This is a genomic window from Mycobacterium sp. NGS62 (assembly GCF_059812285.1).
On record NZ_JCALCK010000044.1, the window covers coordinates 1 to 2251 of the forward strand.

General features: G+C 56.8%; 2 rRNA genes. Both read right to left on the bottom strand.

The features are described 5' to 3' along the window. Positions 1-5: 5 nt before the first annotated feature. A 5S ribosomal RNA gene (rrf, locus tag AC5Y49_RS24540) occupies positions 6-118 on the bottom strand. A gap of 54 nt (positions 119-172) precedes the next feature. After that, a 23S ribosomal RNA gene (locus tag AC5Y49_RS24545) occupies positions 173-2251 on the bottom strand; the annotation flags it as partial.

Consider the following 2251-nt stretch of genomic DNA (forward strand, 5'->3'; position numbering starts at 1 on the left):
TGTGTGTTCGGCGGTGTCCTACTTTTCCACCCGGGTGGGTAGTATCATCGGCGCTGGCAGGCTTAGCTTCCGGGTTCGGGATGGGTCCGGGCGTTTCCCTGTCGCTATTTCCGCCGTAACTCTATTTAAATGTGTTTGGTGGTGGGGTGTGGGTGGTGTGGTGTGGTTGCGTGTGTGTAAGTTTTCGGCCGGTTAGTGCCAGTTCCCTGCGCCCCTTGCGGGGTGTCTAGGTCTGGTCTATTGATCCCGTGGTCTGCGGGGGGCCTTATCCCACTTGATGGGTGAGAAGCCTGGTCTTGGAGAAGGTTTCCCGCTTAGATGCTTTCAGCGGTTATCCTGTCCGAACGTGGCTATCCAGCGGTGCCCCTGGTGGGACAACTGGTGGACCAGAGGTTCGTCCGTCCCGGTCCTCTCGTACTAGGGACAGGTTTCCTCAAGCTTCTGACGCGCGCGGCGGATAGAGACCGAACTGTCTCACGACGTTCTAAACCCAGCTCGCGTGCCGCTTTAATGGGCGAACAGCCCAACCCTTGGGACCTGCTCCAGCCCCAGGATGCGACGAGCCGACATCGAGGTGCCAAACCATCCCGTCGATATGGACTCTTGGGGAAGATCAGCCTGTTATCCCCGGGGTACCTTTTATCCGTTGAGCGACACCCCTTCCACTCGGGGGTGCCGGATCACTAGTCCCGACTTTCGTCCCTGCTTGACGTGTAGGTCTTGCAGTCAAGCTCCCTTGTGCACTTGCACTCGACACCTGATTGCCGTCCAGGTTGAGGGAACCTTTGGGCGCCTCCGTTACATTTTAGGAGGCAACCGCCCCAGTTAAACTACCCGCCAGGCACTGTCCGTGAACCGGATCCACGGTTCGACGTTAGAGGTCCAATACGATCAGAGTGGTATTTCAACAACGACTCCACACAAACTGGCGTCTGTATTTCATAGTCTCCCACCTATCCTACACAAACCGCATCGAACATCAATACCAAGTTGTAGTGAAGGTCCCGGGGTCTTTTCGTCCTGCCGCGCGTAACGAGCATCTTTACTCGTAGTGCAATTTCGCCGAGTCTATGGTTGAGACAGTTGAGAAGTCGTTACGCCATTCGTGCAGGTCGGAACTTACCCGACAAGGAATTTCGCTACCTTAGGATGGTTATAGTTACCACCGCCGTTTACTGGGGCTTAAATTCTCCGCTTCACCCCCAAAGGGGGTTAACGGGTCCTCTTAACCTTCCAGCACCGGGCAGGCGTCAGTCCGTATACCTCGTCTTGCGACTTCGCACGGACCTGTGTTTTTAGTAAACAGTCGCTTCTCACTGGTTTGTGCCACCCCCTGCCGCTGCCCACCGCGAAGGTGTTGACGGTGTGGGGGTCCCCCTTCTCCCGAAGTTACGGGGGCATTTTGCCGAGTTCCTTAACCATAGTTATCTCGTACGCCTTGGTATTCTCTACCTGACCACCTGTGTCGGTTTGGGGTACGGGCCATGTGTGTGCTCGCTAGAGGCTTTTCTTGGCAGCTTAGGATCACCGAATTCACCACAATCGGCTATGCATCACCTCTCGGACTTGTGTGAACGACGGATTTGCCTATCGTTCGTCCTACCGGCTTGCCCCAGTATTACCACTGACTGGTACGGCTACCTTCCTGCGTCACCCCATCGCTTGACTACTACCAGACCGGGTCCCACGCAGCCGGCGACCGTCTTTTCCCCGAAGGGATCCGATCGGCCACCTTTTGGGTGGTTAGCAGATCTGTTTCGTCAGGGACGCCCACACACGGGTACGGGAATATCAACCCGTTGTCCATCGACTACGCCTGTCGGCCTCGCCTTAGGTCCCGACTCACCCTGGGCGGACTGGCCTGGCCCAGGAACCCTTGGTCTTTCGGCGGGCAAGGTTCTCACTTGCCTTATCGCTACTCATGCCTGCATTCTCACTCCCCACACCTCCACAGCTAGATCACTCTGCTGCTTCTCCGGTGAGGGGACGCTCCCCTACCCAACAACTCACGCTGTTGCCGCGGCTTCGGCGGTGTGCTTGAGCCCCGCTACATTATCGGCGCACAATCACTTGACCAGTGAGCTATTACGCACTCTTTCAAGGGTGGCTGCTTCTAAGCCAACCTCCTGGTTGTCTTTGCGACTGCACATCCTTTCCCACTTAGCACACGCTTAGGGGCCTTAGCCGGCGATCTGGGCTGTTTCCCTTTCGACGCACGGAGCTTATCCCCCGCCGTCTCACTGCCACACTT